Origin of the sequence: Natrinema sp. 1APR25-10V2 (genome assembly GCF_031626495.1) — an archaeon.
Lineage (GTDB): Archaea > Halobacteriota > Halobacteria > Halobacteriales > Natrialbaceae > Natrinema.
On sequence record NZ_JAMQOJ010000004.1, the window covers coordinates 46498 to 72357 of the forward strand.

Here is a 25860-nt window from a genome sequence, read left to right on the forward strand (position 1 = left end):
CTTCGAAAAGCGGGCCAGGGCCGCGTTAGATCAGCTGAACGTCGTCGATTCCGAAGTGCCGATACGCCAGCGTTCGGGCGGCGTCGATCGTGCGACCGTTCGTCCCGATCGCGACGCCGCGGTCGTCTTCGGCGACCTCGACGTAGGCGACGGTGTCGTTGTTCTCGCTGATGGTGACGTTGTAGACGGCCGCCGGTGCGAGCGCGTTCGCGACGAATTCTTCGGGGTCGTCGGCTCCTTCGACGAGTCGTACCTGCGCGTCAGCGCGTTCTTCGAACCGCTTGACGGTCCGGCCGCCGGGGCCGATCGCCTCGCCAATCCCGCCGCTCGCGACGACGATCAGTAACTGATCGCCGCCCTCGGTGACGAGGCAGTCCCGACCATCGACGCCGGTCACGTCCTCGAACGCGGCGAGGTACTGCCGGGCGTCGTCGTCGAGGGTGACGCCCATCGATCAGTCGGCCTGACTGCTGCCGGACGTGGTCGAGCCCATCCGGAGGTCGACGTCGCCGGTGCCGAGTTTGATCGGCTTGCCGACGATGACGTTCTCCGTGACGCCGTCCAAGTCGTCGACCTCGCCGTGGATCGCGGCGTTGAGCAGGTGGTTGACCGTCACCTCGAACGCCGCGCGGGCCAGCACGGACTCCTTCGAGCCCGAGATACCGTGACGACCGATCGACTCGATCTCGCCGCGGTTGGTCATGATGTCCGCGACGAGCATCAGGTGCCGGACGTTCACGTCGTCTAACCCCTGTTCGGCCAGCGTGTTGTTCGTCTCCTCGATGATGGCCTCGCGGGCCGCCTCGATGCCGAGGTTGCGCCGGATCTCGTGGATGTTGTTACACGTCGTCCGCGAGGCGTCGACGCCCTCGATCTCGAGTACGTCGCCGAAGGCCGACCCCTCGGTGTAGAGGACGAACTCCTCGCCGTCCTCGAGTTCCTCCCGGCGAATGACGACGCGGGAGATGTCCTCGATCCCTTTGAACGTGATGTCGCGCAGCTCTTCCACGAGTTGGAGCAGGTCACGGTAGGACGGCTCCTCGGGGCCGAACTGGATCTGGGTCCCCTGCTGGACCGTGCTGACGCCCAGCGAGTCTTCGATGATCTCGGCGACCTCCTCGGGCGTGATCATCCGCTCGCGGAGGGTGTCCTCGTTGAGCGAGATCTGGACGCGCATGTCCGCGACGTTCGTCGAAACGTCGCCCAGTGCGAGGATCTTGGTCGCCTCGATCTTCCAGACGACCTCGTGGGCCTTCTCGCGCTCGGTGGCGTACTCGCCCTCGAGGTAGACCGTCATCATCGGCGTGTCCGGGGTCTTCCGGGCGTCGACCAGCTCGATCAGCCGGGGCAGCCCCTGGGTCACGTCGATCTCCGCGACCCCCGCGTAGTGGAACGTGTTCATCGTCAGCTGCGTGCCGGGTTCGCCGATCGACTGCGCGCTGACGGTGCCGACGGGGTCGAGGGGGTCGACCCGCGTGTCGAGATACCGCGTCTCGACGGCCTTCGCAAGTTCGTCCGCCTCCTCGACAGTAGCGTCCTCGCGGGCCTCGAGCGTCTCGTAGACGTCGTCTTTGAGCCGGCGTGGGAGATCGGTGTCCTCGACGACCGCGATCGTGTCGTCGTCGACGTCGTAGTGGACCTCAGTCATCGGAGCTCACCTCCGTGCCCTCGGCGAGGCGATCGTCGGCGTGTTCGGAGAGGTTCGTCGGCCGCGGTCGCGAGCCGAGGAACTCCTGGCGCTCTTCCTCGGAGTCGAACTCGGAGTCGAGGACGCGGCTTGCGATGTGTTCGACGTCGATGTTGTTCTCGTCGCCGGAGGAGACCTTGACCGGCGAGGTGCCGTCCTCGCCGAACTCGAACTGAACGATCGTGTCCGAGGTGTCCCGGACGGTGCCGTCGTACTGCGTCTCGAGTTCGGAGAGGGCGTTGATCAGCCGGCGCTGCAGGTAGCCGGACTTCGACGTTCGGACTGCAGTGTCGACCAGGCCCTCGCGGCCACCCATCGCGTGGAAGAAGAACTCCCGGGGGGTCAGACCGCTCGTGTAGGAGTTCTCGACGAAGCCGTGTGCCTCGGCCGAGAGGTCGTTGGGCTCGTAGTGAGAGAGCGTGCGGTCCTCGTAACCGCGGTTGATCCGCTCGCCCCGAACCGCCTGCTGGCCGACGGCGCCGGCCATCTGGGTCAGGTTGAGCATCGACCCACGCGCGCCGGAGTTGGCCATGACGACGGCGGGGTTCTCGTCCGAGAAGTGCTCGTCGGCGATGTTCCCGGCGTTGTCACGCGCACGCGAGAGCGTCTGCATGATCTTCATCTCGAGCGTCTCGTCGATCGTCCGACCCGGGAGACTCTCGAGTTCACCGCGCTCGTAGGCCTCGATCAGCTCCTCGACGCGGTCGTTGGCGTCCTCGATCGTCTCGTCGATGCGGGACTGGGCCTCCTCGGGGATGGTCTCGTCGTCGATCCCGATCGAGAACCCGAAGTGCATGATGGCGCGCATCGCCAGCGTCGAGACCTCGTTGATGAAGATCCGCGCGCGGGTGTTGCCGTAGATCTTCGTGATCGTGTCGACGATCTCGCCGCCGAACTCGCCGACCTCGTCCTCCGCGATCGTTCCCTGCAGCAGCTGGCCGTCCTCGATGACGACCTCGTCGCCGACGGTCCCGGTGAACTCGAGGTTCAGGTCGTCGGGCAGGAGCTCGGAGAAGACGTCGTACCCGGTCCAGAACGGTTTGCCCTCGTCGTCGATCCCGCTGGGTTCGGGCAGTTCGTCGATCCGGGTGGCCCGGAGCAGGTCCAGCGCCTGGGTCTCGTTGAATCGGGGGTTGTCGTTGGTCAGCAGGTACATCCCACTGATGTGGTCCTGAATGGCCCCGATGATGTTCTCTCCGAAGCGCGGCGAGAGGATCTGTTCCTGAACCCGCATGAGCACGCGAGCCTCGGCGCGGGCCTCCTCGTTTTGCAGCGCGTGCATGTTCATCTCGTCGCCGTCGAAGTCGGCGTTGTACGGCGGACAGACGACGGTGTTCAGCCGGAACGTCTTGTACGGCATGACCACGACCTCGTGGGCCATGATCGACATCCGGTGGAGCGACGGCTGGCGGTTGAAGATGACGATGTCGCCGTCGATGAGGTGGCGGTTGACCTCCCAGCCGGCCTCGACCTTCTCGGCGAGCTGTTCGCAGTTCTTCTCGGTCACCTTCAGCCGGCGGCCGTCGGGGCGGCGGACGTAGTTCGCGCCGGGGTGGCCCTCGGGGCCGTTCGAGACGAACCGACGGGCGTCCTGGAGGTTCCGCTCGGTGACGTTCATCGTCTGGGTCATCTCCTTGGCGACGCGGTCCGGAACGCCGACCTCGTTAAGCGAGAGGGTCGGGTCCGGCGAGATGACGGTCCGGGCGGAGAAGTTAACGCGCTTCCCGGACAGCGAGCCCCGGAAGCGACCCTCCTTGCCCTTCAGGCGCTGGGAGAGAGTCTTGAGCGGCCGGCCGGAGCGGTGTCGCGCCGGCGGCGTCCCCGAGATCTCGTTGTCCATGAACGTCGTGACGTGGTACTGCAGGAGCTCCCAGAGGTCCTCGATGATCAGCTGGGGCGCGCCGGCCTCGCGGTTCTCCATGAACCGCTGGTTGATCCGGATGATGTCGACCAGCTTGTGCGTGAGGTCGTCCTCGGAGCGCTGGCCGTTGTCGAGCGTGATCGACGGCCGTGCGGTGACCGGCGGGACGGGGAGGACGGTGAGGATCATCCACTCCGGCCGGGAGCGCTCGGGGTTGATACCGAGCACTTCGATGTCCTCGTCCGGGATGTTCTCGAACCAGTCCCGGATGTCGCTGGGCATCAGCTTGTTCGTGTCCTCCTCGGTGAGGTCGATATCCAGCGCCTTCTCGATGGCCTTGCGCTGACTCTCTCGGGGTCGGAACGAACCCGAGAGGATCTCGTTGACTCGAGTGAGTTCGATGTCGGTCTTCTCGGCGAGTTCGTCCGGCGTCGTCCGCTCGACGCCCGCCTCCTCGTCACCCTGCATCGCGCCGGCGATGCGCTGGGAGTACTCACTGGTGAGGACCTGCTGGACCTCGTAGTAGGTCGTCGGCTTCTCGTGATCGATGTCGTACTGGATTTCGCCACAGAACGGACACCGGTCCTTCTTGCGAGCCTGCCGAATCGCGGCCTTCGTCACGTCGTTTAAGTCGCGGCTCAGCTTCCGGGATTCCTCTAGCTGATCGCGGAACTCGTCGCGTTCGTCCTCCGTCAGGAGGAGTTTCGAACACTCCCGACAGGTCCCTCGCAGGAGCCGTCGGATGAGCTTCGTGAAGCCGACGTGGATGACCGGTGCTGCCAGTTCGATGTGGCCGAAGTGGCCGTTACACGACCCCGAGTGTTTGCCGCAGGTCTTGCACTCGAGTCCGGGGTCGATGACGCCCAGCCGCGGGTCCATCAGCCCCATGTCGATGGGGAAGCCGTCGTCGTCGTAGGTGTCGGCAGTGATGATCTTCGTCGCGCTCATCTCCCGATACTCCTCGGGCTCCATGAGCCCGAAGGAGATCTGCCCGATGTCTTTTGGTGTACTGTTTTGCATGGTTTAGACGGCGTCCTCCAGTTCGAGTCGCGGCGCGATACCCAGGGCCTTCATCTCGTCTAGCAGGAGCTTGAAGGCGTAGCTCATCTCGATTTCGTGGATATCGGTCTCCTCGTCGCAGTTCGGACAGTAGACGCGCCGTTGTTCGACGTTTTCGACCGCGCTCATCCCGCAGTTCGCACAGACGTGGATGAACTCGCGGTCGGACTCGTCTAACAGTCGTTCCTTCAGCGTCATGGCCGCCCCGTGGCCGATGAACACGTCGCGTTCCATCTCCCCGATACGGAGGCCACCCTCCCGGGCGCGTCCCTCCGTCGGCTGGCGGGTCAGCACCTGCACCGGCCCGCGCGAGCGGGCGTGCAGCTTGTTCGAGACCATGTGGTAGAGCTTCTGGTAGAAGATCACGCCGACGAAGATCTCCGCCTCGATCTTCTCGCCGGTGATGCCAGAATACATGGTCTCCTTGCCGGCCGAATCGAAGCCGGCGTCCTCGAGCCCGCCGCGGAGGTCGTCTTTGTCCTCGCCGAGGAACGGCGTCCCGTCGACGCGACGGCCCTCCATCGCGCCGAGCTTGCCGCCGATCATCTCGAGGATGTGACCAACCGTCATCCGCGACGGCAGCGCGTGCGGATTGAGCACGAGGTCGGGCACGACGCCCTCCTCGGTGAAGGGCATGTCCTCCTGCGGTGCGAGGTGGCCGACGACCCCCTTCTGGCCGTGGCGGCTGGCGAACTTGTCCCCGAGTTCGGGGATCCGCTCGTCGCGCACCGAGACCTTCGAGAGCTTCGAGCCGTCCTCGCCCTCCATCAGCGTGACTGTGTCGACGATACCGGACTCGCCCGAGCGCATGGTGACGGAGGTCTCACGCCGTTTCTGCGGCGAGAGGCCGCCCATGTCGTCGGGTTCCTCGAGGAACCGCGGCGGGCTCGTCTTCCCGAGGAGCACGGAGTTCTCGTCGACGTTCGTCTCGGGGTTGACGAGGCCGTCCTCGTCTAAGTGGTTGTACGCTTCCTCGCCGCGAGCGCCGCGGACGTCCTGGCTGGGGATCTCGAAGCGGTCTTCCTGGCCGCCGGGGTAGCGGCGTTCCTCGCCCTCGTAGGTGCGGAAGAAGTGCGAGCGAGCCAGCGCGCGCTCGACGCTGGCCTTGTTCATGACCAGCGCGTCCTCGATGTTGAACCCCTCGTAGCTCATCACGGCGACGACGAAGTTCTGCGCGGCGGGGCGCTCGTCGTAGCCGATCTGCTCGGTCGTCTGGGTCTTCACCATCGAGAGCTGCGGATAGTGCAGCAGGTGCTGGCGCGTGTCCGGCCGGATCCGGTAGTTGGCCGAGGGCAGCCCCAGCGACTGCTTGATCATCCCCGCCCCCATTGTAATGCGGGGCGAGGCGTTGTGCTCGGGGTAGGGGATCATTCCTGCACCGATCGAGAAGATCAGCGACGGGTCGATCTCGAGATGCGTGTGCTTCTCGGTCAGATCGTCCTCGTCGACGGCCACCAGGATGTCCTCTTCCTCCTCGGCGTCGATGAACTCGATGTAGCCGTGATCGACGAGATCCTCGAACTCGAGGTCGCCGTCCTGGAGCGCCTCGATCTCCTGGTCGGAGATGCGCGGCTCGCCGTCCTCGACGACCAGTAGCGGTCGCCGGGCGCGGCCGGCGTCGGCGTTGACGATCACTTCGCGGGTGCGGTCTTTCACCGAGACGTTGACCATCTCGGAGACGTCGCCGATGCGACGCGCTTCGCGGATCTGTTCTGCGAGTTCGTGCGGATCGGGATGGGTCCCCACCAGCGACCCGTTGACGTAGACTTTCGCCTCTCGTTCTTGGCTGCTCATGATATCAGTCGTCCCCTGACGCTGTCGTCCGTTCGATGCCCTCGAGGCCGGGAATGCCCTCGACGCCCATCGATGCCAGTTCGCGTTTGAGTTCCTGTTCGTCCTCGACGTTCTGGGAGAGCTCCATCGACTGTGCGAAGTTCTTCACCAGTCCGCAGTTCGGACCCTCCGGCGTCTCCGACGGCCCGATGCGACCCCACTGGGTCGCGTGCAGGTCCCGCGCCTCGAAGTGCGGCTGCGAGCGCGAGAGCGGGCTGCGAAGCCGGCGCAGGTGGCTCAGCACGCCCATGAAGTCCGTTCGGTCCACGAGCTGGGAAACGCCCGAACGGCCGCCGACCCAGTTGCCCGTCGCGATCGGGTGCTCGAGCCGTTCGGTCAGCACGTCGGATCGAACGACCGTGTTCACCGAGAGCTGCCGGTTGCGCATGTTGGCGCGCTCGAGCTGGTATTTCACGTCCCGGGCCAGCTTGTTCAGCGCGGTCCGGAACAGGTCCTTCATCAGATCGCCGCTGACCTTCAGGCGCTTGTTCGCGTAGTGGTCCTTGTCGTCGGCCTCGCGTCGGCCGAGCGCGAGTTCGAAGCAGGCCTCGGCCATCCGACAGAGGTAGTGAGCCTTGTTGATCCGGACGTCCTCCTCCTCAACGCCGTCCTCGTGGAGGTGTGGCAGGAGGTACCGGTCGATGACGTAGTTCGCTCGCTTGAGCTGGTAGTTCTTCCCCTGACCGGAGGCGACCCGTTTCCCAAGCGCCTCGATGGCCTGCTCTTCGGTCTGGACCTCCGCTTCCTCCAGGTTCTCGAGCATGTACTTGACGACCTCGGGGTCGTTCGAGACCTTGTGGACGATCTCCTCGTCCGATTCCAGTCCGAGGGCACGCACGAGGGTGACGAAGTTGATCGAGCCCGACACGGAGGGGAACGAGACCTCGAGCAGGCCGTCGCGCGTCCGTTCACAGAGCACCAGCGCGCGGTAGCCGCGGCGCTGGGAGAAGGTCTTGGCGACCTGGATCTCGTCGCCGTACTTGGTGTCGTACTCGGCGAGGATCTTGTTCGGCGCGAGGTCCTCGCTGGTCATCAGCACCCGCTCGGAGCCGTTGACGATGAAGTAGCCGCCGGGGTCGGCGGGGTCCTCGCCGATCTCGATCAGCTCCTCGTCGGAGAAGCCGGCGATGTTACACTTGTCGGAGCCGACCATGATCGGCATCCGGCCGATCTTCGTCTCGGTCGAGTCGACGACTCGCTGGTCGCCTTCCTCGCCCTTGACGATCGACATCTCCATGAACACCGGCGCGGAGTAGGTGATGTTTCGAAGTCGGGCCTCCTGTGGGTAGAGCAGTTCCTCGGAGCCGTCGGCCTCCCGGACCCGCGGAGTGACGACACGAACGTCGCCCAGTTCGACGTGGACCGGCTCTTCGCCCTCCTTGTCGCCGATGTCCGTGTCGATCGTCGCCTTCTCGTCGACCACTTCCTGCATCCCCCGGTTGAGGAACGCGTTGAAGGAGCGGTAGTGGTGTTCGGCGATCCGTTCCTTCGAGAAGTATTCGCGCGAGATCTCTCGTCGTTCGTCGCGGTTGAGTTCCATTGCCATTTATTCCACCACGAGTCGGTATACGACTGCTTGATCGGTCGTTCGCGAGTCCCGGACGATCTTGATTACGTCGCCGATCTCGGCGTCGTCCGGCAACGCGGGATCGTTGCGCTCTATCTTCGGTAAATCTGTACGGTCGATATCGTATTCCTCGAGCACCTCGTTGAGGACGTCCTCGTCGAGGACGGTGTGCTCGGGAACCAGGTCGTGTTGGCTTACGTCTACCATGGATTGGTGTGGGTGTGCGTGTCGGCTATCGGGAGAGAAGCGGCTGTCACGAGATACTACAGGCAGATACCGGCGGGAGGCATTTAACGGTTACTAACTCGACGCACAAGCAGGGCTACCCGGTCGGGCGGACCTGACCGGAGCGGACGATCACACTCGAGAGTATCCGGTTCTCAGTTATATTCCTTGTGGGTCGTGCCAGTCAGTGCCACGATAGGACGCGAGCGAGGGCTCGAGGCGGCGATCGTGGCGGGGCTGCCCGTACCACACGACCTCCGATTGAAAAGCCTTAATACCAGCAGCGGGCAACGATGAATCGGAAGCCCGGGTGGTGTAGTGGCCCATCATACAACCCTGTCACGGTTGTGACGCGGGTTCAAATCCCGCCTCGGGCGCTTCTCTCAAACTCTCACCGCGAGCGGCCAGCTCGCTATGTCGCGAGCACCCGAGTTCGAGAAACGCAGTCCGGAATTTGAATCACGCGAGACGAGCGTAGTGAGTCTCGACCGGGTTCAAATCCCGCTTCGGGCGCTTTCTGCTGCGATCGATTCGCGACGAGGGAGCGCGATCGAAATCCAGCCACGAAGCAACTGCGAGTCCTGTCACTGAACGGTATCTTCGACTGCGGAGCAAAACCCTTAATACCGTCACCGGGAAACGGAGAGTTGCGAGCCCGGGTGGTGTAGTGGCCCATCATACAACCCTGTCACGGTTGTGACGCGGGTTCAAATCCCGCCTCGGGCGCTTCTCTCGAACTCAACTTACCAGCGACCAGTTCGCCGTGTCGTGAGTACTCGAACGTCCGTTCTCGAGCGAGCGCGATGCGTGCGACGGAGCCGGACGTTTTTATCCGAAATGACAAATACGATCTCGTCGTCGATGACGGGACCGACCTCCACAAGATCCAGTGTAAGACGGGGTGGTCGAACAACCCGGAGACGCTTCGATTCAATACTCACTCTCAAACCACGAAAAGCGGCGTCTATCACGAGCAGACATACCACGGCTCGATCGACGCATTTTTCGTGTATTACCCGGAAAACGATCGGTTTTACTGGATCGACGCGACTGACGCGAACGACCAGAAAATGGAGCTTCGATTCGAATCCGAGATCGATCATCCGTCGATAAACTGGGCCCGAGAGTACGAATTCGATGGAGATATTCGATAAGTACTCGTCGGAAGCGAGATCGAATTTGCTAGTCTATATGATTTGAATTCGCCGTCAGCAAATGCTAATTGTTTAGTCTTCGCGCGGCAATACGTCAATAACCGAGAGGGTAGGGATAGAGGGCAATGACGAAACCGATCACCGTACTCATCGTCGACAACGAACCCGGCTTCGCGGAGCTCGCCGGAGAGATGCTCGAGCGCGAGCGTGATTCGATCACCGCGCTCGCGGCAACGAACGGCACGGAGGCGCTGTCGCTACTCGAGCGACGCGAGGTCGACTGTATCGTCAGCGATTACGAGATGCCGGAGATGACGGGACTGGAGCTGCTCGAAGCGGTTCGCGAGGACGATCCCGACCTTCCCTTCGTACTGTTCACGGGACGGGGTTCCGAAGAGATCGCCAGCGAGGCGATCGCAGCAGGAGTGACCCAGTACCTCCAGAAGGAGTCGGGGAAGGAACAGTACGCGCTGCTGGCGAATCAGATCACGAACGCCGTCGCGCAGTACCGGACGGAGACGGAGCTTCGGGAAAGCGAGCGCCGGTACGAGCGAACGCTGACGACGTTACACGAGACGACGCGGGATCTGATGCGAGCGGAGACCAAAGCGGAGATCCATCGATCGGCGGTCGAGACGGCGGGCGAGATCCTCGACGTGGCGATCGTCGCGGCCTACGCGTTCGAGCCGACGGACGGCGTCCTCGAGCACGCGGCGTCGACGCGGCGGTCCCCCGAGCGGATCGATCCGGAACAGACCTTCGAGCGCGGCGAAGGACTGGTCTGGGAGGTGTTCTCGGAGGGCGAAAGTGCGTATTACGAGGACGTCGCTCGCGAGGAGAGCGAAGGGGTAGTGACCCCGCGTGCAGAGGGGGAAGCCGGCGTCGAAACCGCGAAGACGGCGAGTCGGTGCGAGCTGGTCGTGCCGCTCGGAACCCACGGCGTGCTCGTCGCTGGAACCGAGGGCGTCGACGGATTCGACGAGACGATGACCGAGCTGTTGCACATTCTGGCGGCGAACACGGAGGCCGCGCTGGATCGAGCGGAACGCGAGCAGTTACTTCGGGATCACGATCGGACGCTCACCCAGCAAAACGAGGAGCTCACGCGGCTCAATCACACAAACGAGATCGTCCGTGAGATCAACCACGGCGTCGCACAGGCGTCGACGCGAACGGCGATCGAGGAGACGGTGTGCGATCGCCTCGCGGAGACCGATCGGTACCGCTTCGCCTGGATCGCCGCGAGCGACGACGATCCGCCGATACCAACCGCCTGGTCCGGCATCGACACGGCCTACATCGATCGGATCCGTGACGACGGCGGCCGGGCGCCCGAGATCGAACTCGTCCGTGACGTCCTCGAGTCGGGCCGAGTGCGCCTGGTAGACGACGTTCTCGAGACCGGGGCCTGGCAGACGCGACGCAAGGAAGCCTTAACATACGGTTACCAGACGGTTCTCGGCGTTCCGTTGACCGCCGACGAGCGCGAGTACGGCGTTCTGGTGGTCCACGTCGCTGGGGCCGATTCGATCGGCGAGCGCGAGCGGGAAGTGCTGGCCGAACTCGGGGAGACGATCGGGCACGCGATTCAGTCGGTCGAACGAACCAGGGCGATGCTCACCGACAGCCGGCTCGAGCTCGAGCTCACCGTGGGAGATTCCCGGCTGCTGCTCAATCGACTCTCGGAGCACGTCCCGGACGCGGAGCCGATAACGCTCGAGGGCGTCGTCGATCGGGGCGAAAACGGGATCGTCTTGTTCGTCAGTGCGCCGACGGCAGCGGACCTCGAGTCGCTCGCGGATGGATGGGCATCGATCGAAACGCTCTCCGTCGTCTCCGAGGGTGACGACGAGACGTTGTTCGAGCTCACGGTGACATCGACGCCGTTTCTCGACGTCTTGCGAACGTACGACGTGAAAATACGGATGGCGACGGCCGAGGATGGCACGTCGACGCTCGTGCTCGAGGTGCCACAGCAGGTCGAAACGCGGTCACTGGTCGAGGCGATCCGAGAGGAGTACCCCGAAACGGAACTGGTCGCCAAACGAGAAACGACCAACACGCAGTCGGCGAGACAGCTCGATACCCATCTCGAGGAACGGCTGACGGACAAACAGTTCGAAGCGCTGCAAGCGGCACACTACAGCGGATTCTTCGAGTGGCCGCGAGAAAGCACCGGGGAGGACCTCGCTACCGCGCTGGACGTATCACCGCCAACGTATCATTACCACCTCCGTGCAGCCGAGCGGAAGCTCGTCACGCTGGCGTTCGATGGTGTTTCTAATTAATTAGTACTGAGTTGAGAACCACCCAAAGGGTTAGAAGGTATACTTAACCACTACCCGTACCTACCCGTAAGTGGCGATCTGAGATAGACTGTCGCCACCCCCCAATCCCCCACCCCCTTTCCCCCCGAACCCACAGTCAATAGCGGCGGCGCCCGTGCGGCCAGCCGATCGATGTTCGTAGTCCCATCAATCCGAACGTCGACCGTTGTCGTCCGTTCGTTCACACCAGATGCTCGAGATACATCGTCGCCGGCCACTGAGACCAGCCACACCTCTGGTATCGACGGCCAATTACTATATCGCGTTCTCCCGCCGACCCATACTAATTAATTAGCGAGACCATCTAGACGACACCAAACAATTAGAGAATATATTTACTTTCTCACGATGCGTACCGATAAATGGCGATCTGAGATAGACTGTCGCCACCCCCAATCCCCCCACCCCCATCCCCATTTTCCCCCTTCCCACACGTCGAGAGTCATCCGGGTGGTACGAAACGAACGGTGGGTCGGAGGCTACGACTCGGCGATTTACTAGATGGGTTCGCAGACAGTTCGTCAGGGGATAGTGCGTCAAGGGCAGCGTACTATCGCGACCGGCCGCGCCGTGAGTGGCCGTCAGTCGCTTCCTCCCATTCGATCCAGTCCTGTTCCCAGCCGCGACGGGATTCGGCGCGGCGTTGGGCTCGTTCGCGGTCCTCGCGGGTCATCCGGTTGCGTTCGACGGCGCCGGACTGTTCGCCCTCGACCAGCAACGGATCGAACGAAACGGGGCCGAACCGATCTCGCTCACCGTCGGTCGAGAGAGCGACGAGGTGTTGACGCTGTGTCCCCTGTGGGAACACCAGTCGCCCACCCTCCTCGAGTTGCTCGAGGAGGGTATGCGGCGGCTCGACGGCGGCCGCCTCGAGGAGGATTCGGTCGAAGGGAGCGTACTCGGGGTAGCCGTTTGCGCCGTCGCGGCAGTCGACGAGGACGCCATCGTACCCCGCTTGGGCGAGGTTGCCGCGCGCTTCGACGACGAGTGGTCGGGAGATATCGACGGCGTGGACGTTGGCCTCGCCGACGAGTTCGGCGGTGACGGCAGCCGTATATCCGACGCCGACGCCGACGATCAGGACGGACTCGTCGTCTTCGAGAGCCAGCGCCTGGAGGAGGCGAGCGGCGGTCCGCGGCGCGAGGACGCGAGTGCCGAGGGCCTCGTGGTCGCGGTCCGCGTAGGCCGTCCGCTCGTCGTCGACGAACGCGTGGCGCGGGACGTCGCGCATCGCGACGGCGACGTCCTCGTCGACGAGGACGTTCTTGGGCGCGGCCTCGAGGCCGTCGACCATGTCCTCTCGTAGTACCGCGGGGTCCATACGCCAGCTATCGCACCGGCCGTTATCAATGGCGCGCTTGCGGGGTCAGCCTCATCGGACCGCATCGCTTCAGCCGCGCATCCCCACGAATCGAACACCGCCGCGTTCGGTCCGCTCGAGCGAGCCGTCCGATCGTTTCGTCGCGTCGACGAGCGTTTGCCAGCCAGTTCCGACGGGGGCGAGCAGCTGACCGCCGGCCCGCACCTGCTCGACGACCGCCGGTGGGACCTCCGGGGTCGCACAGGTGACGTACGCGGCGTCGTAGGGGGCGTGCTCCGCCCATCCCTCGCGGCCATCGCCGACGCGGACCGAGACGTCGTCGTAGCCGAGATCGGCGAGCCGGTCGCGGGCCTCCCGTGCGAGGTCACCGCCGTACTCGACGCTGTAGACGTTCTCGTCGCCGACCAGCTCGGCCGTGACGGCCGCGTGGTAACCGCAGCCGGTACCGATCTCGAGGACGTCGTCGCCGGGATCGACCGCGAGCAGGTCGGCCATAATCGCGACCATGTGCGGGGCGCTGATCGTCTGGCCGTCGCCGATCGGGAGTGGACGGTCCGCGTAGGCGCTGTCCCGGCGATGGGGTGGAACGAACTCGTGGCGCGGGACCGACTCGAGGGCCTCGAGGACGCGGGCATCGTCGACCCGGGACGCGACGGTCTCGACCAGCCGCCGGCGCGCGGACTCGTAGCTGTCGGACATGGGCTAGCTTCGAATACGCGCTCGAGAACAGTAGAGACTGGGGAGACGACTCGGTTACCAGGCCGACCAGGCGCTGCTCTGCTCGTCGTAGGCGTAGACGCGCTTGATGTCCTTCGCGAAGGCGGTATCGCCCTCCACATCGAAACGATCTCGTCGGTAGCCGTCGGCGTCGCCGCGGACGACGAAGGCGTCGATCTCGAACTCGTCGTCGCCGAAGGACTCGACCGCGCCGACCTCGAACTCGTAGTCGCCGGGGACGTGGACGGTGATACTTCGGCTGTCGTCTTTCGACCCGTCCTGTGGATGGACGGTCACGTTGACGCCGACGTTGTCGACCTCGCGGGTCCAGACGGTCTCGATCTCGTCGGCCGATGCCTCCTCGACGCGCTTCTGTCCGTCGAGTTCGACGCTCGTGACGCGAACCGTCGAGAGCACTTCCTCGGTCTCGAGGATGAACTCGTCGCCGACTTCGATCGATTCGTCTTCGGGCGTGGTGACGTTCGCCGTGAACGATTCGCCGCCCTGCGAGACGACGACGTCGAGGGTGACCTCTCGCTCGGTGTCGGGCTGTATCTTGTGGACGTGACTACACTCGCTGCATCGTACCGTCAGGTGTCCGCCGCCTTCCGTGAGAACCTCGTGGACCGTCTCGAGGTCCGGCGAGCAGGAGGGACAGGGGGTCGGGACCCGATCCGGAATATCGCTCATACCACCCCGTAGCGGCTACGCACCTAAAAGGCGATTGAAGCGGTCGTCGGCTCAGTTCCCCTGAATGGCGTCGATGACCATCGCCGCGGCCACGATCGGCTCCTTCGGGACCGTACTGGCATCGTCGATGGTGATCTCGTAGCGGTCGCGCAGCGAGAACTGCCCGCTGATGGAGCCGACGTGGTTCCCCTGCTGGTCGGAGATCTCGTACTTGTGCGGGATCCAGCCGCCGAACGGAACGATGTTCCGTGCGAGCGTCACGGCGGCTCCCCGGGAGTTGATCTCGGCCAGTTTCTCCTCGGTAGTCGCGTCGCGGATCTTCCACGTATCCTGGAAGATCGAGTAGTCGTTGTCCAGAACGATGATATCCTCGCCGGTCTGCGCGTCGGTGAGGACGTAGTTCCCCGCGACGTCGATGATCCCGCCGGCTTTCACCGTGAACACCTCGTTGCCGTCGGCGTCGACGAAGGGGAACTCCTCTTTCATTTTGAGCATCTTCTGCTTCCCCCTGAGCACGACGTTGCCGTCGGCGTCGAGCGCTCTGTACTTGTTCCGGATCAACCCCTGTTCGACCGTGTAGCTGTCGTCGATGAGTTCGACCCCCGCGATGTCGTACCCTCGTGTATCGCTCATCGTCCCCAACTATCACTAGGGGTACTTGAAACCACTAGGTACCCACAGGTATGTAGCGTATTCAACTGCACGAACGGGAAGAAATTTCGATTCGAAGGCCGGAACGGGACTCGAGAGCCGCGGAAACGGTGCAATCGGTGACTACGAGTCAGCCGGTGCAGGGAGGTCGACCGGTGTCCCATCGGCGAAGACAGTCGGCTCCCGCAGGATCCCGTCGAGGTGGATCGGGGCGTCGGTGTCGCCGCCGATTCCCGCATCGTCGCCGATAGCGATGTGAACGGTGCCGCCGGCCTTCTCGTCCAGCAGAACCGAACCGACCAGTTCGGTGACGGCGACGTTCGTCCCGATACCCAACTCGGCGAGGTTGTAAGCCGCGTCCCCGACCTCGGCGGCCGCGTTCTCGACCTCCTCGCGAATGTCGTCGTCCGAGATGTCCGTGACGAATCCGTCCTCGACCTCGAAGGAGAGGGTCTGCCCGGCCTCGAGTAACCCGTGGGGCATCATCGTTCCGTCGACGACGAACGTTCCGTCCGCTGTCTCGGGGCTGATGAACACCTCGCCCGCTGGAAGGTTCGACATTTCGCCGGGGTCGTGGACGATTCCGGTGTCTGCGAGCCACTCCCGCTCCCTGACGTCGAAGGTGATGTCCGTCCCCGCGTCGGTCGTCACGCGGATCTCGTCGGCCCCGGCGACCTGCTCACGGACCGCCTCGCAGTAGGAAGAAATCGACTCGTAATCGGCGTCCAGCCCCGTCGTGAAGACGTCCTCGGTGATTCCCGGGAGCGTCGCCACCCGCGCTCCGGCCTCGTTGGCCTCGGTCCGGGCACGGGTGTGGCTCAGGCTCTTGGTCGTCGGCGCGAGCACCACGTCGGCCCCTGCCATCGCCGCCGCGACGGGTTCGGGCGGCTCGCCGCCGTGGGTCTCGCCCGGCGGATAGCGGACGATCACCGCGTCGTCCGTGATCTCGCTCGCCACCTCGTAGAGTGCCTCCCCGATCGGTTCGCGTTCGTCGTCGGTGATAATCGCACAGGACTCCCCTGCCTCGAGACCCAGACACTGGCGGACGGCCGTCTCCGCCGCGGCTCGAAGTGCTGTCATACGTGACCGTGGGGCGAGCGGGCCGATATGTCTTGCCCTCGGCCGCCCTCGCGGGTCCACGAGCGGTTTCGCGCTCGATCGGAACCGAGCAGCGGTTCGGACGGGAAGCGCAATGTGTGAACGAGTGTCGAAATCAGCCTCGAGAGCGATCGAGAACTCCGATCCGAGTAAGGATCGGCTGCGAATCCTCGAAACGATTATCCCGCTCGGTGGACCACTCCCGGTATATGCAACAGGTCGCCATCAACGGCTACGGCACGATCGGCAAGCGCGTCGCGGACGCCGTCCGAGCACAGCCCGACATGGAGGTACTGGGCGTCGCCAAGACGCGCCCGAACTTCGAGGCCGAGACCGCGATCGAGAAGGGGTTCCCGCTCTACGCGGCCGTCGAGGAGCGCGAGGAACTGTTCGACGAGGCCGGCCTCGAGATAGCGGGCCCGGTCGAGGACCTCGTCGCCGAGGCCGACGTAGTCGTCGACGCCACGCCCTCCGGAATCGGCGCACAGAACAAGGACCTCTACGAGGACCACGACACGCCCGCCCTCTATCAGGGCGGCGAGGACGCCGACCTCGTCGACGTGAGCTTTAACGCGCGCTCGAACTTCGCCGAGGCCGTCGACGCCGACCACGTCCGCGTGGTCTCCTGTAACACGACCGGACTCTCGCGCGTGATCGCACCCCTCCGCGAGGAGTACGGCGTCGAGAAGGTCCGCGCGACGCTCGTCCGCCGCGGCGGCGACCCCGGCCAGACCGGCCGCGGCCCGATCAACGACATCCTGCCGAACCCGGTGACGATCCCCTCCCACCACGGCCCCGACGTCGAGACCATCTTCGACGACCTCGACATCGACACTCTCGGGATGAAGGTTCCCGCGACGCTGATGCACATGCACAGTCTCAACGTCACGCTCTCCGAGGAGGTCGACGCCGCCGAGGTCCGCGACCTGTTCGCCGACGAGTCGCGGCTGTTCCTGATCCCCGAACGGATGGACATCGACGGCAGCGGCAAGCTCAAGGAGTACGCACTCGACGCGGGCCGGCCGCGCGGCGACATCTGGGAGAACTGCATCTGGGAGGAGTCGGTCTCGACCGTCGGCGACGACCTCTACCTCTTTCAGGGCATCCACCAGGAGTCAGACGTCGTCCCCGAGAACGTCGACGCGATCCGCGCCGTTACCGGCAGCGCCGACGCCGAAGAGAGCATCGAGACGACTAACGAGACGCTCGGAATCGGCCTCTGACGTCGCGAGATCACCGCTGTAGCGGTTCTTGTCCGTCCCGTCTTTCGTATAGGGTCGACAGAAAGTTTTTGCCACCCGGTGCCCTAGGTGCTCTCATGCGCCGAGACGACCGCGACGAACCCTTCGACGACCTGTTTCGCGAGATCGAGCGGATGATGAACGAGATGATGAACGGAGCCGACACCAACGTGAACTTCGATTCCTCCACTAACGTCGACAGCGGCTTCGGCATGGACACCCACGTCGACATCCACGAAACCGACGACGAGGTCCGCGTCGTCGCCGACCTCCCCGGCGTCGAGAAGGACAACATCGAACTCGAGTGCGACGGCAAGACTCTGACCATCTCCGCCGAGAGCGAACACCGCCAGTACGACGAGCGCGTCTCGCTGCCGACCCGCGTCAACGAACACACCGCCGCCGCGACCTACAACAACGGCGTCCTCGAGGTCGTCTTCGACCCCGCCGAGCAGTCCTCGGACATCAGTCTCGAGTGAGCGACCGGTCGCGGTCGTCGCTGCTCGTTTCCGCCTCGTTTTCGTCGGCGGCCCCGCGGATCGCAGCCGCGAGCCGGTCGTAAAAGTCCGGTTCGTACTTCGTCTCCTCGTCGATCGTCGGCCGCGCGTTCGTCTCGTTGACTACCAGTTTCTCGCCCGTCTCGAGCAGATCGACGCCGAGGAACGGGATCTCGAGTTCGGCGGCGACCGATTCGGCCAGCTCGCACCACGGCTCCGGCAGATCGACGCCGGTCGCTTCCGCGCCGCGGTGGACGTTGTGCTTCCACTGGCCCTCGCGGATCGCCTCGTCGGGGAGCCGGCGCTCGACCGCGCCGACGTACTCGCCCTCGAGCACCATCACCCGATAGTCGGTCGCGTTCGGCAGGTACTCCTGAACCAGAAACGACCGATCGCCCGTCGCGCGGTAGTCGTGAACCAGCGAGAGGTAGTCGCAGATCCCCAGAAACGAGTCCAGATCGTGGGCTTTCGCGACGCCGACGCCCCGCGTCGTCGAGTTGGGCTTGACCACCACCGGCGGCTCGAACCGCTCGAAGACGTCGACCAGTTCGGCCTCGGAGACGTCGTTGGAGACGTAAACGGAGTCGGGAACCGGAAGATTCGCGCGCTCGAGGCGCGCCAGCACCTCGGCTTTGTTTCGCGAGGTCAGAACAGCCTCGTGGTCGTTGAGCCACGGAATCTCGAGTAGGGCGTCGGCGACCCCGCCCTCCATGAGCCGACCGGGGTAGACGAAGCCCACGTCGTAGTCGTCGGGCGACCACGGGGCGTCCCCGCCAAGCGGCACGACGCGCTCGCTCGCGGGCACGTGATGAACCCGTATGCCGCGCTCGGCCAGCGGCTCGCGCATCCGCTGAAACGTCTCCTTCGCGTTCGCCACGGCGAGATCGATCATATTCGGGACTCGGGAGTAGAGAGGTAAAAAGGTGCTCGAGACAGCAATCCGTAGTCAGGAGACTGTGGCCGGGAGTGTGGCTCGAGCAACGCGAGAGACGCACGATCCGGGGAAGGGCAGGCTGCTCAGCGTTACCAACCGCGAGTGAGCGAAAGCGCGGCGCGACGCGCCGCGAAAAGACGAGCGGCGGAAGCCGCGAGTCGAGCGAACGAGCGGGCCGACGACTGATGTGGAGAACGCTATGCGTTCGGAACGGAAGGAGGAGTGCTTTTAATCGAATTTTTGCCGAGGGCGCGGCTTCGCCGCGCCCGCAGAGCAAAACTTCGTTCTTACGCGATAAGCTGCTCTTCGCCCCGTTCGACGACGACGCGGCACGGCGGCGAGATCTTGTTGTAGGCGCGACGGAGCGCGTCCTTGGCGAACTCGGCGTCATCGACGTCACACCAGATGGTGAAGATGCGCTCGCCGGCGTCGATTCGAGCGGCGGTGCCGACGATCTTCCCGAAGGCCTGGCGCATCCCGTCGGAGACACGGTCCGCCCCGGCACCCGTCGCCTGCTTGTTCTCCCGGATGACGTGGTGGGGGAACTTGCGCAGGATCATCTTGTAGTTGCCCTCGCCGGCGTTTTTCAGCATGTGGCGGTTGGCGGACAGACGCGAAGCCTCGAGGCTCCCGTGTCGGATCTGGACCTCCTCTTCGGTGACGAGGCTGATCTGAACGGGGTAGTCCTCGGGGTCCGCGGCGGTGTCGCCCATCTTGTGCTGTGCGATCTTCGAACCCGGGATGCCAGTAATGTATTCGCGGCGCGTGTAGGCCGGCTTACTGATCTCCCGGTACATGGAGGCGGGTTTGTCGGACATGGTTGTGGTTACTTACGAAAACGCAGGCCCACCGCGCGGATAAAGGCTTCGAAGCGCCGCGTCGGCCGGTTCTGCGGGCGAGCGTCTCGAGTCGGCTCGAATCGAGGCGAGCCACCGCCGGTGGTGGCGGGCAGCGACGGCTCGCGGACGGGACGGGAAGCGCAGAACCAGCGAGGGATCGGCGACGGGCCGGGCGGTCAGCGGCGACTCAGTTCGCGAGGACGTACTCGGCGTCGCTCCGCTCGATCAGGCCCTGGCTCGAGAGCGAGGAGAGCACGCTCAGGATCGAGATTTTCCGCATGTTCAGCGTCCGGTTGAGGTCGGTCACGGTCGAACCGCCGGTCATCTCGAGGGTGAGGTAGACGAGTTTGCCCTGGGCGGAGCCGATTTCGGTCGGAAGCTGGCTGGGTCGGTCGATCGTTTCGGTCTGTTGCATCATCTTGCTAACATCTACAACGAACTCGTGTATAAAGCTATGGGGCTGAAGATATATATGGACTAGTAGATATTATTGTGATTATATCTATTTAGGATTCCGTCGCCGAGCGCAGTAGACGACCGCGAGGGCGATTGGAAACACGCGCGCGAAGGAACACAGTACGGCGGCGTACTTAAGGTTCCGCCGCCGAAACTAGTGAGTATGAGGAGTTTTCGGATCGGATCGCTGTTCGGCATCCCGATCAAGCTCGATTTCACGTTCTTGCTCGTCCTGCCGCTGTTCGCGTATCTCATCGGGACGCGGATCGGTCCCGTCGCGGAGCTCCTGAACGTCGGGCTCGGCGCGGAGATCGACGTCGGCGTGATCAGCGGCGGCGCGACGCCGTGGGTGCTCGGGCTGACCGCCGCAGTCGGGCTGTTCGTCGGCGTCATCCTCCACGAACTCGGCCACTCGCTGACCGCCCAGCGGTACGGGTTTCCGATCGACTCGATCACGCTCTGGCTGTTCGGCGGCATCGCCTCGTTTTCGGAGATGCCCGAAGACTGGCGGCAGGAACTCACCATCGCCATCGCGGGGCCGATCGTCAGCGTGCTGGTCGGTATCGGTTCGTACGGACTCTACGCGCTCGTCCCCGGTGTGCTTGGCGACGCCTCGCCGACGCTGTTCAACGGCGCGCGGTTCGTCCTCGGCTATCTCGCACTCCTGAACGTCTCGCTCGCGATCTTCAATATGCTCCCCGCGTTCCCGATGGACGGCGGGCGCGTGCTCCGGGCGCTGCTCGCTCGCAGCAAGCCCTACGCCCGAGCGACCCAGCAGGCCGCCAGCGTCGGCAAGGTGTTCGCGGTGCTCATGGGGCTGCTCGGCCTCTTCGCGTTCAACATCATCCTCATCGGCGTCGCCTTCTTCGTCTTCATCGCCGCCTCGAGCGAGGCCCAGCAGGTGACGATGAAGGCGGCCTTTCAGGACGTCACCGTCGGCGACATTATGACGCCGGCGAGTGAACTCCACACCGTCGAACCCGACACGTCAGTCGCGGAGTTGATCCGGCGGATGTTCACCGAGCGCCACACCGGTTACCCGGTCATCGACGACGACGCGTTCGAGGGCGAGCGGCTGATCGGGCTCGTGACGCTGTCCGACGCCCGGCAGATCGAACCGGTCGAGCGCGACGCCTACACCGTCGAAGACGTGATGACGACCGACCTCCAGACCATCACGGCCGATTCGGACGCGATGACCGCGATCGAACGCATGCAGGAACACGGGATCGGCCGGCTACTCGTCGTCGCCCCCAGCGAGCGACTGTCCGCCGACGGTACCCTCGAGGAGTCGTCTCGCGGCGGCGGGGACCTCGTGGGATTGATCTCGCGCAGCGACGTGATGACCGCGCTGGATATCGTCCAGCAGAGCGGATCAGTCTCCCCCTCGAGCCGACCGCGAACTGCAGACTGACCGATTCGGACCGGCAGACGCGACACGACACGGTAGCAGAGACGGGTCGCAACGAAGCGGGTGTCTTGCGTGCCGCTACCACTATTCTTAACCGCCGCCGGGGCCGAGGCTGGGGCGATGCCACCGGCCATCGAGACCGTCGACCTCGTGAAGGAGTACGGCGATCTACGCGCCCTGCAGGAGCTATCGCTGACCGTCGATGAGGGAGAGTTCTTCGGCCTGCTCGGCCCGAACGGCGCGGGCAAGACGACGTTCATCAACACGCTGGTCGGCCTGGTCCGCAAGACCGGCGGCGAGGCGCGGGTCTTCGGCCACGACGTCGAGGACGACTACCAGCAGGCCCGCGACGCAATCGGACTCGCGCCGCAAGAGTTCAACGTCGATCGCTTCTTCCCGATCCGCGAAGTCCTGATGCACAAGGCCGGCTACCACGGAATTCCAGAGGACGAGGCCGCCGAGCGGGCCGACGAGGTCCTCAAACGCGTCGGCATCTACGACAAGCGCAACGAGCGCTTCGACTGGCTTTCCGGCGGGATGAAACGCCGATTACTGCTCGCTCGAGCCCTCGTCACCGATCCCGACCTCCTGATTCTGGACGAACCCACTGCGGGGGTCGACGTTCAGTTGCGCCACGACCTCTGGGAGCTCGTCACCGAACTCAACGACGAGGGGACGACGATTCTGCTGACGACTCACTACATCGAGGAGGCCGAGCGCCTCTGCGACCGCGTCGCGATCATGAACGAGGGCCGGAAGGTGACCGTCGCGACTCCGGACGAACTGAAACAGCGGGGCACCGACACCGTCGCCGTGGGACTCGAGTCGTCCCCCGCCACAGCGCCCGCCCTCGGCGCGTACGCACACGAAACGACGGTCTCGGGCGACCGCCTCGAGGTGCGCGTCGACGACGGCGGCTCGATCGCGCCGCGCCTGCTCAACGATCTCGAAGCGATGGGGTACGAGATCGCCGACCTCGAGATCACCAGAACGTCGCTCGAGGAGATCTTCGTGGATCTGACGCGAAGCGAAGACCGAACCGTAACTCGGTCCTCAGCGGAGAGCGCGGGAACTGACGACGAACCGCCGGCGAACCGCGACGGGGAGCGGGAACGCGAACAGGAGGGGGTCGCCTGATGCTGTCGGTCGGCTTCCGCGCGCTCTTCCGGCGCGAGATCCTGCGGTTCGTCCGGCGGCCCAAGAACACGTTCATGCCGCCGGCGATCACGAACGTCCTCTACTTCGCCGTCTTCGGGGTGATTCTGGGCGGCCGGATCGACCAGATCGCGGGCTTCAGCTACATCCTGTTCATCGTGCCCGGCCTCATCGTGCTGGGGGCGATCTCGAACGCCTTCGAGAACGCCTCGTTCTCGATCTTCCACGGCCGGTGGAACGAGTACATCCACGAGACGCTGACCTCGCCGCTGTCGTACGCCGAGATGGTCGTCGCCTACGTCGGTGCCAGCGCGGTCCGCGGGATCATCGTCGGCGTCATCATCGCCGGCGTCGGCCGCGCGTTCGTCGAGATTTCGGTGAAACATCCGCTCTACCTGATCGCCACGCTAGTCATCATCACGGCGCTGTTCGCCGGCTTCGGGATCATCGGCGGCCTCGTGGCGCGTGACTTCGACGATCTCACCGTGATGAACCAGTTCATCATCCGCCCGCTGGTGTTCTTCGGCGCGGTGTTCTACTCGCTCGAGACGCTCCCGGGAATCTGGCAGCAGGTGTCGCTGCTGAACCCCATGGTACTGATGGTCGACAGCGTGCGCTACGGCTTTCTCGGCTACTCCGATCTCGTGCAGGTCGCGCCGGCCGGCTACGCCGATATCGTCCCGCTGGCGTCGCTCGCCGCGCTGACCGTCCTCACCGCGATCGTCGTCGCGATCGACGTCTACCTGTTCGAAATCGGCTACGGGCTGACCGACTGACGAGGGCCCGATGGTTCGACCCCACGATTTTCTGGTGAAACGAGGATACACCGCGTGATCGAGAGAGGAGCTCTGTACCACTCCGACCCGATTACCCGCAACGGTGGCGCGCGCTGTCGGCCGACCGAACGTCAGTGAGGGCGGTCGACGATAGTGTGCGAGGGATGAGTGGGTGACCAGCGGGAGCGAACGTTAGCGCGGGACCGACGGTCCCGCGAACCATGCGAACGGGCAGCGCGCGGCGCAACGCGCCGCGACTGTCGGGACGGTGGAACCGTCCCGCAGCGCCCGTGAACAGAAATCGGCTGGGGAGGACGTGGAAATCCCCTGTTGCCACGATAGTAGGACGCTTCGTTTCGTCTCCATCACCGCTATCTATCTCGCTCAATACGCGCACAACGTTATCAGGTCGCGTAGTCGCGGTTCGATTCGGTATCGGTTCGCGCTTCGATTAGTCGCGATAGAAGAGAACGTGTGCGCTTCGACCTGGCGCTCGATCGACCGTTACTCGTCTCGGTCGGCGACTTTCACTAACTGCTTCCCGATGTTCTCGCCCTCGAACAGGCCGAGGAACGCATCGGGTGCGTTCTCGAAGCCTTCGACGACGTTCTCGCGGTAACGGATCTCGTCGTTCCGAACGAATTTCGAGAGGCGCTGGAGCGCCTCGCCCCAGCGGTTCTCGTAATCGCTGACGAGCAGCCCTTCGACCTTCGCGCGGGTCTGGATGAGCTGGGCGAGTTTCCGGGGCCCGGTCGGGACGCTGGTCTCGTTGTAGAGCGCGATCTGGCCGCAGACCGCGACGCGAGCGTGTTCGTTCAGGCGAGGCCAGACGGCGTCCGTGATTGGACCGCCCACGTTGTCGAAGTAGACGTCGATCCCGTCGGGGCAAGCCTCGGCGACGGCGCTCGAGAGGTCGTCGGTCGTCTTGTAGTTGATCGCGGCGTCGAAGCCGAGTTCCTCGGTGAGCCAGTCGATCTTCTCGTCGCTGCCGGCGGTGCCGACCACGCGCGCGCCGTTGATCCGAGCCAGTTGGCCGACGACGGAGCCGACCGCGCCCGCGGCGGCGGAGACGACGACCGTGTCACCGGGATTCGGGTCGCCGACGTCGAGCAGGCCCCAGTAGGCGGTTACGCCGGGCATCCCGAGGACGCCCAGCGCCGTCGAGATGGGGCCGAGTTCCGGGTTTACCCGCTGGAGTTCGTCCGCGTCGGCGACCGCGTGTTCCGCCCAGAGGAGGTCGCCGGTGACGACGTCGCCCGCGTCGAACTCGTCGGCCTCGGATTTGACGACCTCGCCGACGACGCCGGCCTTCATCGGATCGCCGACGTCCCAGGGCTCGGCGTACGATTCGGCGTCGCGCATCCGGCCGCGCATGTAGGGGTCGACCGATTGGTACAGCGTCTTCACGAGAACCTCGCCGTGACCCGGTTCGGGCCGGTCGACGGTGACGAGTTCGAAGTTCTCCATGGTCGGTTCGCCGACGGGACGGCTTGCGAGTTGCCACTGCCTGGTTTCTGCCATACCCTCCCATAGTCTCCCGGGTAAGTGAATATTGGGCTCGCGGAACTCCGCGGAGAACCGGGACCGAGCCGGCGTTCGTCGTCGGTCGTCCCGACGGATCGAACCTTTTTGTTCTTCGTTCGGGTACGTCAGGTATGGCTACCGATCGCGATATCCTCGAGAAGCTGCTCGCTGGCAACCAGCGCCACGTCGAGGCGCTCCCGGACGATTACTTCGCGGAAGTTCAGACGGAGCAGCACCCGAACGTCGTCGCGATCTGTTGCTCCGACTCGCGGGTCTCACAAGAGGGGATGTGGGGTATCGAGCAGCCGGGAGTCGTCTTCACGCCGAGCAATATCGGGAACCAGATCTGGGACGAGGACGACGGCGAGCGGATCGTCGACGGCGGTATCCTCTATCCAATCCACCACACCGGAACCGACGTCGTCGCCGTCGTCGGCCACACCGGCTGTGGCGCCGTCACTGCCGCCTATCAGGTCGCGATCGGCGAAGAACCGCCGGGGCCCCAGGGCGTCGACAAGTGGGTCGACCAGCTCGTCCCCGTTATCGAGGAGGCCCTCGAGAGCGATCTGATCGACGCCGACGACGAGCGGGTGATCAACCAGCTGGTCGAGTACAACGTCGGCTATCAGGTGCGCTCGCTGTGCGAGGCCGACGAGGTACCGGACGGCGTCTCCGTCTACGGTTTCGTCTACGACTTTCAGGGCGTCTACGGTGACGAGTCCGGTCGCACGTATCTCGTCGCGGTCGACGGCGAGACCGATCAGGCCGCGCTCGCCGAGCGGGTTCCGGACGGGTACGAAGTGGCACAGCGGAGCCTCCTCTACGACGGATAGGCGG

At 64.5% G+C, this 25860-nt stretch carries 22 protein-coding genes, 2 tRNA genes and 1 pseudogene; 10 read left to right on the forward strand and 15 right to left on the reverse strand.

Features of this window, described 5'->3' with window-relative positions:
- Positions 1-25 precede the first annotated feature (25 nt).
- Genes NDO75_RS13205 through NDO75_RS13230 form a run of 6 tightly spaced genes read right to left on the reverse strand, consistent with a single transcriptional unit; the run spans position 26 to position 8214 of the window.
- Positions 26-451 (reverse strand): NusA-like transcription termination signal-binding factor, encoded by a 426-nt coding sequence (locus NDO75_RS13205; RefSeq protein WP_310906867.1) that lies wholly within the window; start codon positions 449-451, stop codon positions 26-28.
- A gap of 3 nt (positions 452-454) precedes the next feature.
- Positions 455-1648 (reverse strand): DNA-directed RNA polymerase subunit A'', encoded by a 1194-nt coding sequence (rpoA2, locus tag NDO75_RS13210; protein ID WP_310906868.1) that lies wholly within the window; start codon positions 1646-1648, stop codon positions 455-457.
- On the reverse strand, positions 1641-4568 hold the full coding sequence (locus tag NDO75_RS13215; RefSeq protein ID WP_310906869.1) for a DNA-directed RNA polymerase subunit A': 2928 nt from the start codon (positions 4566-4568) through the stop codon (positions 1641-1643). The genes rpoA2 and NDO75_RS13215 overlap by 8 nt, the downstream gene beginning before the upstream one ends.
- Before the next feature lie 3 nt (positions 4569-4571).
- A complete protein-coding gene (gene rpoB / locus NDO75_RS13220) occupies positions 4572-6401 on the reverse strand; it encodes a DNA-directed RNA polymerase subunit B (RefSeq protein WP_310906871.1) in 1830 nt (609 codons plus the stop codon).
- A 4-nt stretch (positions 6402-6405) separates the two neighbouring features.
- Positions 6406-7986, reverse strand: coding sequence for a DNA-directed RNA polymerase subunit B'' (locus NDO75_RS13225; RefSeq protein ID WP_310906872.1), 1581 nt, complete (start codon positions 7984-7986; stop codon positions 6406-6408).
- Complete coding sequence (locus NDO75_RS13230) at positions 7987-8214, reverse strand: DNA-directed RNA polymerase subunit H (protein ID WP_310906873.1); 228 nt, start codon at positions 8212-8214, stop codon at positions 7987-7989. It abuts the gene before it with no gap.
- Positions 8215-8536: 322 nt separating this feature from the next.
- On the opposite strand from NDO75_RS13230, the gene NDO75_RS13235 reads away from it, so the two are divergent.
- The 4 genes and pseudogenes from NDO75_RS13235 (at position 8537) to NDO75_RS13250 (ending at position 11674) form a co-directional block, all read left to right on the forward strand.
- Positions 8537-8609: transfer RNA gene (locus tag NDO75_RS13235), tRNA-Asp, on the forward strand.
- A 276-nt stretch (positions 8610-8885) separates the two neighbouring features.
- Positions 8886-8958, forward strand: a tRNA-Asp gene (locus NDO75_RS13240).
- A 110-nt stretch (positions 8959-9068) separates the two neighbouring features.
- Positions 9069-9386, forward strand: a pseudogene (locus tag NDO75_RS13245) (group I intron-associated PD-(D/E)XK endonuclease); the annotation flags it as partial.
- Between the two features lie 125 nt (positions 9387-9511).
- Positions 9512-11674, forward strand: a complete 2163-nt coding sequence (locus NDO75_RS13250) for a bacterio-opsin activator domain-containing protein (protein WP_310906874.1) — start codon at positions 9512-9514, stop codon at positions 11672-11674.
- A 589-nt stretch (positions 11675-12263) separates the two neighbouring features.
- Here the strand turns inward: NDO75_RS13250 and NDO75_RS13255 are convergent.
- The 5 genes from NDO75_RS13255 to NDO75_RS13275 all read right to left on the reverse strand — a co-directional run bounded on the left by NDO75_RS13255 (position 12264) and on the right by NDO75_RS13275 (position 16172).
- Positions 12264-13034: a protein-L-isoaspartate O-methyltransferase gene (locus NDO75_RS13255; RefSeq protein WP_310906876.1), complete on the reverse strand. Its 771-nt coding sequence runs from the start codon at positions 13032-13034 to the stop codon at positions 12264-12266.
- A gap of 69 nt (positions 13035-13103) precedes the next feature.
- Positions 13104-13733 carry a protein-L-isoaspartate(D-aspartate) O-methyltransferase gene (locus NDO75_RS13260; protein WP_310906878.1) on the reverse strand — a complete coding sequence of 210 codons (630 nt, stop codon included), beginning with the start codon at positions 13731-13733 and terminating at the stop codon, positions 13104-13106.
- A 54-nt stretch (positions 13734-13787) separates the two neighbouring features.
- Positions 13788-14441, reverse strand: a complete 654-nt coding sequence (locus tag NDO75_RS13265; RefSeq protein ID WP_310906879.1) for an HVO_0476 family zinc finger protein — start codon at positions 14439-14441, stop codon at positions 13788-13790.
- Between the two features lie 51 nt (positions 14442-14492).
- Positions 14493-15074 carry a hypothetical protein gene (locus NDO75_RS13270; protein WP_310906881.1) on the reverse strand — a complete coding sequence of 194 codons (582 nt, stop codon included), beginning with the start codon at positions 15072-15074 and terminating at the stop codon, positions 14493-14495.
- Between the two features lie 141 nt (positions 15075-15215).
- A complete protein-coding gene (locus NDO75_RS13275; RefSeq protein ID WP_310906882.1) occupies positions 15216-16172 on the reverse strand; it encodes an aminopeptidase in 957 nt (318 codons plus the stop codon).
- 227 nt (positions 16173-16399) lie between these two features.
- Between NDO75_RS13275 and NDO75_RS13280 the strand changes: the two genes are divergently transcribed.
- A complete protein-coding gene (locus tag NDO75_RS13280; RefSeq protein ID WP_310906883.1) occupies positions 16400-17413 on the forward strand; it encodes a type II glyceraldehyde-3-phosphate dehydrogenase in 1014 nt (337 codons plus the stop codon).
- A gap of 95 nt (positions 17414-17508) precedes the next feature.
- A complete protein-coding gene (locus NDO75_RS13285) occupies positions 17509-17910 on the forward strand; it encodes an Hsp20/alpha crystallin family protein (RefSeq protein ID WP_254762705.1) in 402 nt (133 codons plus the stop codon).
- Here NDO75_RS13285 and NDO75_RS13290 read toward each other — a convergent pair.
- The 3 genes from NDO75_RS13290 to NDO75_RS13300 all read right to left on the reverse strand — a co-directional run bounded on the left by NDO75_RS13290 (position 17897) and on the right by NDO75_RS13300 (position 20119).
- Positions 17897-18820, reverse strand: coding sequence for a RimK family alpha-L-glutamate ligase (locus NDO75_RS13290; protein ID WP_310906884.1), 924 nt, complete (start codon positions 18818-18820; stop codon positions 17897-17899). The genes NDO75_RS13285 and NDO75_RS13290 overlap by 14 nt on opposite strands.
- Positions 18821-19149: 329 nt before the next feature.
- Entirely contained in the window at positions 19150-19680 is a 531-nt protein-coding gene (locus NDO75_RS13295) for a 50S ribosomal protein L16 (protein WP_310906885.1), read from the reverse strand.
- A gap of 208 nt (positions 19681-19888) precedes the next feature.
- Positions 19889-20119 (reverse strand): helix-turn-helix domain-containing protein, encoded by a 231-nt coding sequence (locus NDO75_RS13300; RefSeq protein WP_310906887.1) that lies wholly within the window; start codon positions 20117-20119, stop codon positions 19889-19891.
- 201 nt (positions 20120-20320) lie between these two features.
- On the opposite strand from NDO75_RS13300, the gene NDO75_RS13305 reads away from it, so the two are divergent.
- From NDO75_RS13305 to NDO75_RS13315, 3 genes are all read left to right on the forward strand, one after another.
- Positions 20321-21571, forward strand: a complete 1251-nt coding sequence (locus tag NDO75_RS13305; RefSeq protein ID WP_310906888.1) for a site-2 protease family protein — start codon at positions 20321-20323, stop codon at positions 21569-21571.
- A 117-nt stretch (positions 21572-21688) separates the two neighbouring features.
- On the forward strand, positions 21689-22705 hold the full coding sequence (locus NDO75_RS13310; protein ID WP_310906889.1) for an ABC transporter ATP-binding protein: 1017 nt from the start codon (positions 21689-21691) through the stop codon (positions 22703-22705).
- Positions 22705-23499: an ABC transporter permease gene (locus NDO75_RS13315; protein WP_310906891.1), complete on the forward strand. Its 795-nt coding sequence runs from the start codon at positions 22705-22707 to the stop codon at positions 23497-23499. The genes NDO75_RS13310 and NDO75_RS13315 overlap by 1 nt, the downstream gene beginning before the upstream one ends.
- Before the next feature lie 504 nt (positions 23500-24003).
- Here NDO75_RS13315 and NDO75_RS13320 read toward each other — a convergent pair.
- On the reverse strand, positions 24004-25020 hold the full coding sequence (locus NDO75_RS13320; protein WP_310906892.1) for an NADP-dependent oxidoreductase: 1017 nt from the start codon (positions 25018-25020) through the stop codon (positions 24004-24006).
- A 134-nt stretch (positions 25021-25154) separates the two neighbouring features.
- Here NDO75_RS13320 and NDO75_RS13325 point away from each other — a divergent pair, with 134 nt between their 5' ends.
- Positions 25155-25856 carry a carbonic anhydrase gene (locus NDO75_RS13325; protein WP_310906893.1) on the forward strand — a complete coding sequence of 234 codons (702 nt, stop codon included), beginning with the start codon at positions 25155-25157 and terminating at the stop codon, positions 25854-25856.
- Positions 25857-25860 lie beyond the last annotated feature (4 nt).

Excerpts from the sequence above, each read along its gene's own strand:
- NDO75_RS13270 (WP_310906881.1), bottom strand. The coding sequence starts at position 15,074 with ATGAGCGATACACGAGGGTACGACATCGCGGGGGTCGAACTCATCGAC.
- NDO75_RS13275 (WP_310906882.1), bottom strand. The coding sequence starts at position 16,172 with ATGACAGCACTTCGAGCCGCGGCGGAGACGGCCGTCCGCCAGTGTCTG.
- rpoB (WP_310906871.1), bottom strand. The coding sequence starts at position 6,401 with ATGAGCAGCCAAGAACGAGAGGCGAAAGTCTACGTCAACGGGTCGCTG.
- NDO75_RS13295 (WP_310906885.1), bottom strand. The coding sequence starts at position 19,680 with ATGTCCGACAAACCCGCCTCCATGTACCGGGAGATCAGTAAGCCGGCC.
- NDO75_RS13250 (WP_310906874.1), top strand. The coding sequence starts at position 9,512 with ATGACGAAACCGATCACCGTACTCATCGTCGACAACGAACCCGGCTTC.
- NDO75_RS13325 (WP_310906893.1), top strand. The coding sequence starts at position 25,155 with ATGGCTACCGATCGCGATATCCTCGAGAAGCTGCTCGCTGGCAACCAG.
- NDO75_RS13290 (WP_310906884.1), bottom strand. The coding sequence starts at position 18,820 with ATGATCGATCTCGCCGTGGCGAACGCGAAGGAGACGTTTCAGCGGATG.
- NDO75_RS13305 (WP_310906888.1), top strand. The coding sequence starts at position 20,321 with ATGAGGAGTTTTCGGATCGGATCGCTGTTCGGCATCCCGATCAAGCTC.
- NDO75_RS13215 (WP_310906869.1), bottom strand. The coding sequence starts at position 4,568 with ATGCAAAACAGTACACCAAAAGACATCGGGCAGATCTCCTTCGGGCTC.
- NDO75_RS13225 (WP_310906872.1), bottom strand. The coding sequence starts at position 7,986 with ATGGCAATGGAACTCAACCGCGACGAACGACGAGAGATCTCGCGCGAA.
- NDO75_RS13255 (WP_310906876.1), bottom strand. The coding sequence starts at position 13,034 with ATGGACCCCGCGGTACTACGAGAGGACATGGTCGACGGCCTCGAGGCC.
- NDO75_RS13265 (WP_310906879.1), bottom strand. The coding sequence starts at position 14,441 with ATGAGCGATATTCCGGATCGGGTCCCGACCCCCTGTCCCTCCTGCTCG.
- NDO75_RS13230 (WP_310906873.1), bottom strand. The coding sequence starts at position 8,214 with ATGGTAGACGTAAGCCAACACGACCTGGTTCCCGAGCACACCGTCCTC.
- NDO75_RS13315 (WP_310906891.1), top strand. The coding sequence starts at position 22,705 with ATGCTGTCGGTCGGCTTCCGCGCGCTCTTCCGGCGCGAGATCCTGCGG.
- NDO75_RS13260 (WP_310906878.1), bottom strand. The coding sequence starts at position 13,733 with ATGTCCGACAGCTACGAGTCCGCGCGCCGGCGGCTGGTCGAGACCGTC.
- NDO75_RS13300 (WP_310906887.1), bottom strand. The coding sequence starts at position 20,119 with ATGATGCAACAGACCGAAACGATCGACCGACCCAGCCAGCTTCCGACC.
- NDO75_RS13280 (WP_310906883.1), top strand. The coding sequence starts at position 16,400 with ATGCAACAGGTCGCCATCAACGGCTACGGCACGATCGGCAAGCGCGTC.
- NDO75_RS13285 (WP_254762705.1), top strand. The coding sequence starts at position 17,509 with ATGCGCCGAGACGACCGCGACGAACCCTTCGACGACCTGTTTCGCGAG.
- NDO75_RS13205 (WP_310906867.1), bottom strand. The coding sequence starts at position 451 with ATGGGCGTCACCCTCGACGACGACGCCCGGCAGTACCTCGCCGCGTTC.
- NDO75_RS13320 (WP_310906892.1), bottom strand. The coding sequence starts at position 25,020 with ATGGCAGAAACCAGGCAGTGGCAACTCGCAAGCCGTCCCGTCGGCGAA.
- NDO75_RS13310 (WP_310906889.1), top strand. The coding sequence starts at position 21,689 with ATGCCACCGGCCATCGAGACCGTCGACCTCGTGAAGGAGTACGGCGAT.
- rpoA2 (WP_310906868.1), bottom strand. The coding sequence starts at position 1,648 with ATGACTGAGGTCCACTACGACGTCGACGACGACACGATCGCGGTCGTC.